Here is a 5,962-nt window from a genome sequence, read left to right as displayed (position 1 = left end):
GCAAACGCCAAACCGTATAGGCCAATGGAATAAGTGCGACCAACCACCAAGGACGAATAAAATGAAATGCTGCAAGCATTGAAAGATCTATCATCCATTACCTCTGGTCGGTTTTCTTTGACCTTCAAAGCGAAGCGTCATAAAAACAAAAAGTAGGACGTAGATCAGCACGACAAATCCCAAGAGATAATGGTGCAAACTGGTTTTCGGTCGAAAGCTTATCGAATCAAATACCGCCGGTTCCAATTCGTTAATTCTCTGGTAGACCTCAGATAAGGATTCACGATCAAGCGCCTGATAAAATCCTCCATCGGTTTCTTCTGCCATTCGCTCTAACGTCTCCGCATCTAGCGCTTCTTCACCCATAGTTGTCGGGTCGCCAATTGCGATGGTGTAAATCGTAATACCGAAATTACTCGCCACTTTTGCGGCATCAATCGGTGGTACTTTACTTCCTGTATCGTTTCCATCAGTTAAGACGAGCAAGACCTTGTTTTCCGAACGACTGCCTTCAAACGCCTTGATCGCAAGCCCGACTGCATCCCCTACGGCTGTACTCTGCCCAGCCATGCCTGTTGCTGTCTCGTCGAGCAAAGTCAGCCATGCAGCATGGTCTTCGGTGAAAGGTGCCTGAATAAAAGGCGCATCACCGAACACGATCAAACCAAGTCGATCGTTTTCTCGCTGAGCAACAAACTCTTCCAGTACCTGTTTGACCGCGCTCAATCGATCAATGGTCTGGCCTTTTCCATCTAGAAAATCTGTTGCTTCCATTGACCCGGACAAGTCGACTGCAACCATAAGATCACGGCCCGCTTTTTCAATCACAACCGGCTCACCGACATACTCTGGACGCGCCAACGCGAACACAATCGACACCCAACCCAAAACAAGAAACACTCTTTGGACAAGCATTCGGGATGCGATAACAGCGCCTTGCGAGGGTGTTTCACCAGAAACCATCACTACGCGTTTAAAGAAAGGGACTTTAACCGAACTCTTTTGTTGTTTATAACTTGGCAACAGCCAATAAACGAGAAGCGGAAGAGGTAATGCAAAGAGCATTAGTGGATAGGCAAGCTCAAGCATCGACTCGCCCAAATAGAGTGTGACGCAATACATCGCGAACGCGTGGAATCGTTGTTTGATGCGACTCTATCCAATGCTTTACCGCAACCAATAACGATTCAAGCTGGGTCTCGCTCAAACACAGATTATCTACGCGCTCATACGCAAGGCGCGCCAGTAGTTTGCCAGTCTCGGAATCAAAACACGGCGTTGGGGACGTTCGGTTGAGAAAAGCCACCCATGCATCACCCGAAAGCGGTGCGACCATTTCGCGTGAGTAGGCTTGTAAGGCTGTGGCCTTTAACACTTCTGGGAGCTTACGGGACAACTCCAGCCTATCTCCTGACGCCGCCGCTGCATCCAACACCTTTAATGCCTCGGACCGGTAACGGTTGTAATACCAACGAATAAGCAGCGAAGCGCACTTAACGAGAATACAAAGCAACGCCACGAAGAACATAATCTGCCAACCGATTGTTTGCGGAAACCATGATACGCTTTGCGGAAGCACTACTTCGTTAATGCCGTGGAGAATATAGTTGCCAAAGGTATTTGCGAACGACTCGTCGACACTTTCCATTAGAATTCCAGGCTCAGTTTAATCTCTTTGTAGGGTTGAATTCATGCGAAGCTCTAATTTAAAAGAATACCTAAAGTGTTCAAGACAAGCCTAGCGCATGTCGCAATTGCTCTTCTACGGGCGCAACGGTATCAATTGGTATTACTGGCACAGAGTACTTCTTCAATTCGTCTTGAACCGATTCAAACGAAGCGGCGAACTCCGCGGTAAACTTCTCCTTTAACGATTTTTTCCGACCATCGACCTCTATTTGCATGCTCCCATCACTCACCACCAAAGAGTCTTTCTCGGGAAGGTGTTTTTCTAAGGGGTCAAATACAAATGGTACGATTACGTCATTATGGACGCTCAATCTGCGAATCGATCCCAGCACGTCGTCGGACCAGCCAGCTAGGTCACTAATTACAACCACAAGGCAGTCATGCCCACAAAGGCGTTCTGCCTCCAACAACGCGTTCGCAAGCTGCTGTTCATTCTGAGCTTTCTTTTGAACTGCATCCAAGCTGTGATTCATCTTCGTGCATTCAAAAAGTATACGCTGTGCCGTCGCTCGAGAACGTTGTGGTCGGATCTGCTTCATATCGGTATCGTTAAATAATATGGCGCCGATTCGGTCGCCAACTGCAAGCGTACGCCAAGCGCAGAGAGCTGCCATTTCGGCAGCGGCAACTGACTTCATTCTCACCTTACTGCCAAAGAACATTGAGATACGCTGATCAACAATCATCAACACGCGTCGCTCCCGCTCCTCCGTATAGACGCGAACATGAGGCTTCTTGGTTCTATTGGTCACCTTCCAATCCAGGGTGCGAATATCGTCCCCGGAACGATAATGCCGAAGCTCCTCAAAATTTAACCCTCTACCACGGAGCTTGGAGGAATGGCGCCCCGACAAAATGCTCTGAACTGCGTGGCGAGGTAAAAAGCTCAAACCAGCCGCTTTGTGCTGCATGGCCATCAGCAGATCAAAATCTGCATAAACCTTGGAGTCTTTGTGTTTGTCTACCATCGACACGCTTACCGCCCCTTAAGCTACCGCGACCTGCTTAATTAGCTCATCCACCACCGCATCAGAACTAACCCCTTCGGCCGCAGCCTCATAACTGAGAATTAAGCGATGCCGTAAGACAGGCTTGAGAACAGAACGGACATCATCCGGATCAACAAAGTCCTTACCGTTAAGCCAAGCGAAAGCGCGAGATGCGCGATCTAGGTTGATCGTCGCGCGTGGACTTGAGCCAACACTTATCCATTGTCTTAACGCGCTATCTGCGTAACGTTCAGGATGTCGTGTCGCCATGACGAGCGCAACAATGTACTTCTCAATACTCTCTGAGACATGGAGTTGCCCGATTTGTTTTCTCGCTTCAAAAATACTGTTCTGAGGAACCACTAAGGCTTGCTCTTGATCACTAAAATTCTCCTCATCTCGGAGCATTCTGATAATCGATAATTCCGCCTCGTCTTCTGGGTAATCAACCCTAACCTTCATAATGAAGCGATCCATCTGAGCCTCCGGCAAAGGATAGGTCCCCTCCTGCTCAATCGGGTTCTGCGTCGCTAGAACCATGAACAGCTCAGGAAGCCGATAGGTTTTACCGGCTACGGTAACCTGTCGCTCCTCCATCGCCTCTAACAAAGCCGACTGTACTTTTGCTGGTGCTCGGTTTATCTCATCAGCCAGCACCAAGTTCGCGAAAATTGGGCCTTTTTGAAACGTGAGCTTTTCTTGATCGCCATCTGAGTGATAAATCTCGGTACCGGTAACGTCGGATGGAAGAAGGTCTGGGGTAAACTGTATTCGGCCTAATGTCGCATCGATGACACTGGCTAACTTTTTCACAGATCGTGTTTTGGCGGTTCCGGGTAATCCCTCAAGAAGAATATTGCCGTTGCATAACAAACCGATAATTATTTTTTCAACAACATCACTCTGGCCAATCACTGCACGCTCCATAGCTGCGCGAAGTGCTTTGATGTTGTTTAGACATTCAGACATAACCGTTTCCTAATGCGCCAAAAAAGGCGTATTTAAGTCAGTAAAATAAGCATCATAAAAACAAAACCCGCCAATAAAGCGGGTTTTGCTAACGAACGGGAGACTATTCCTCGCCTCCGGATTTGCTTACGAACATATCGTAAACAGCCTCAACCGACCAAGAACCCGGCTTTTGGCTTGGCGGGTATTCTTTGAACGTCGCAAGAAACTCGGCAGTCGTCGATAGGCCTAGATAGATATAAGGCGCTTTGTCTATCATCCAATCATAGTACGAGTTTGAGTTTTCTTCTGCACGACCCCAAGGATCACGCCGTAAATTAGTCACCTTAGGCATACGTAGCATTGTGAACGGCTCCGTCCAAAGTGCCATGGTTTTTCCTCGGTTCTCTGCGTAAGTCATCTTCCAATCACCAACACGGATACCAACTGGGAATGCTTCATCGTTTAAGTAGTGATAGACATCTCGCGGACCTTCTTTTACTTCTCCAGTGAGATACGGAAGGAAGTTATAGCCATCAAGATGGATCTTCGATTTCTTCTTGCCGAACGCTTTACCCTTCAGCATGTCGGCCTTCAGGTTTGAATCGCCGGCAGCTGCAGCGAAGGTCGGCATCCAATCGAGGTGCGCCATAATCTCATTAGAGATACTGCCCGCCTTGATCTTTCCAGGCCAACGAACCATCGCAGGTACCCGGTACGCACCTTCGTAGTTACTGTTTTTCTCACCACGGAAAGGCGTGATACCAGCGTCAGGCCACGTGTTGAAGTGAACCCCATTGTCCGTTGAGTACATAACAATCGTGTTATCTGCGATCTTCAAGGCGTCTAGTTGATCAAGCATTTCACCCACCAACTGATCATGACGTACCATCACATCGTTATAGAAACCTTGACCTGAAAGACCCACATTCTTCTCAGCAATATGCGTTCTAAAGTGCATGCCGGTGGTGTTCAGCCAAACGAAGAAAGGCTTGTTGTTTTTAACCGCTTTATCGACAAACTTCTTAGCGGCAGCAACAAACTCCTCATCTGCAAGCTCCATACGCTTTTTAGTCAAAGGACCTGTATCTTCGATCTTCCCGTCCGCATAAGAATGAAGTACGCCCCTAGGACCAAACTTCTTCTTAAACTCAGGATCTTTCGGGTAATCCGGATCTTCCGGCTCTTCCTCTGCATTCAAGTGGTAAAGGTTACCAAAAAACTCGTCAAACCCGTGATTCGTTGGAAGGTGCTCATCGCGGTCACCTAAGTGGTTTTTACCAAACTGACCGGTCGCATAACCATGTTCTTTGAGCATTTCAGCGATCGTGATATCACGATCCTGAATTCCCTCAGGGACCCCAGGAAGACCAACTTTCGTCATGCCGGTGCGAAGCCCTGACTGCCCGGTGATAAATGTAGAGCGGCCTGCAGTACAACTTTGATCACCATAGTAATCAGTGAATCGCATTCCTTCGTTCGCAATCCGGTCAATGTTTGGCGTCTGATAGCCCATAATTCCGTCGCTATAGGCACTAATGTTCGAAATACCGATATCGTCACCCCAGATCACCATAATATTTGGTTTCTCAGGTGCCGCGATCGCTACCGTGCTTATCGATAAAAATAAGCCGGCAATGGAGCGCTTTACGTTTTGCATAACCTTCCTTCCCTTTGTTTTTAGACTCAATATCAGCACCCTACGGGGCACCTGTTCTCACTCGAAAACTTCGAAAAGAACTTCACCAAATGCGCCCGAAGGCGCCTTAATATCGACTAGTGTAGACAAGGTCTTTGCTACATCAACCGTATATATTTTGCGCATAATTTGTTGCTCTTCAATGTCACGACCTACGAATACGATAGGCACATGCGTGTCGTAGGTCCAAGGTGAACCGTGCGTCGCAGCAACATGTAAGCCATCAAAATCATTTATGAACCAGTTCGGCTCAAACACCACATAAACATCGCCAGATCGTGGCGCATAAAAATTATTCAAAACAGCTCGATGAATTGGGCCATTAACCACTTTATTTTCAGCGAGATCGCGACTGGATACCGCTAAACGAACACCTTGCATATTCTGCAGCTCGCTTGCCACTGCCCGCTCAAGAAGCCGGTTACCCTCATCACTGCCTTGGTCTGCGTCATCAGATAAATATACGTAGGGATGGCTGTACTGCTCAATCAACTTACCTTTAATCTTGAATTTGGCCTTGATACGCGCAATCGCAGCGTCTTTTTCCCACGCCGACGGATCAATATACGCTGAAGGAATGCCTTTGGATTGAAGATACCCTGGCGTATCCGGGCCGCCATGATCCGCGCTAAGTACA

At 47.9% G+C, this 5,962-nt stretch carries 6 protein-coding genes; all 6 read right to left on the bottom strand.

The annotated features are described in order from the left end of the window. Positions 1-90: 90 nt before the first annotated feature. Complete coding sequence (locus tag A3751_RS03000; RefSeq protein ID WP_197466144.1) at positions 91-1,122, bottom strand: VWA domain-containing protein; 1,032 nt, start codon at positions 1,120-1,122, stop codon at positions 91-93. Continuing rightward, positions 1,082-1,648 carry a DUF4381 domain-containing protein gene (locus A3751_RS02995; RefSeq protein WP_068451892.1) on the bottom strand — a complete coding sequence of 189 codons (567 nt, stop codon included), beginning with the start codon at positions 1,646-1,648 and terminating at the stop codon, positions 1,082-1,084. Before A3751_RS02995 ends, A3751_RS03000 begins: the two co-directional genes overlap by 41 nt. Before the next feature lie 79 nt (positions 1,649-1,727). Next, positions 1,728-2,657 (bottom strand): DUF58 domain-containing protein, encoded by a 930-nt coding sequence (locus tag A3751_RS02990; protein WP_068451889.1) that lies wholly within the window; start codon positions 2,655-2,657, stop codon positions 1,728-1,730. 18 nt (positions 2,658-2,675) lie between these two features. Continuing rightward, on the bottom strand, positions 2,676-3,647 hold the full coding sequence (locus tag A3751_RS02985; protein WP_068451886.1) for a MoxR family ATPase: 972 nt from the start codon (positions 3,645-3,647) through the stop codon (positions 2,676-2,678). 103 nt (positions 3,648-3,750) lie between these two features. After that, on the bottom strand, positions 3,751-5,286 hold the full coding sequence (locus A3751_RS02980) for an arylsulfatase (RefSeq protein WP_068451882.1): 1,536 nt from the start codon (positions 5,284-5,286) through the stop codon (positions 3,751-3,753). Positions 5,287-5,343: 57 nt separating this feature from the next. Further along, positions 5,344-5,962 (bottom strand): alkaline phosphatase family protein (locus A3751_RS02975; RefSeq protein ID WP_197466143.1); only part of this gene is annotated, 619 nt, incomplete at its 5' end.

The organism is Oleiphilus sp. HI0080, assembly GCF_001635135.1.
This window is presented reverse-complemented; position numbering and strand designations above follow the sequence as displayed.

Excerpts from the sequence above, each read along its gene's own strand:
- A3751_RS02980 (WP_068451882.1), bottom strand. The coding sequence starts at position 5,286 with ATGCAAAACGTAAAGCGCTCCATTGCCGGCTTATTTTTATCGATAAGC.
- A3751_RS03000 (WP_197466144.1), bottom strand. The coding sequence starts at position 1,122 with ATGTATTGCGTCACACTCTATTTGGGCGAGTCGATGCTTGAGCTTGCC.
- A3751_RS02985 (WP_068451886.1), bottom strand. The coding sequence starts at position 3,647 with ATGTCTGAATGTCTAAACAACATCAAAGCACTTCGCGCAGCTATGGAG.
- A3751_RS02995 (WP_068451892.1), bottom strand. The coding sequence starts at position 1,648 with ATGGAAAGTGTCGACGAGTCGTTCGCAAATACCTTTGGCAACTATATT.
- A3751_RS02990 (WP_068451889.1), bottom strand. The coding sequence starts at position 2,657 with ATGGTAGACAAACACAAAGACTCCAAGGTTTATGCAGATTTTGATCTG.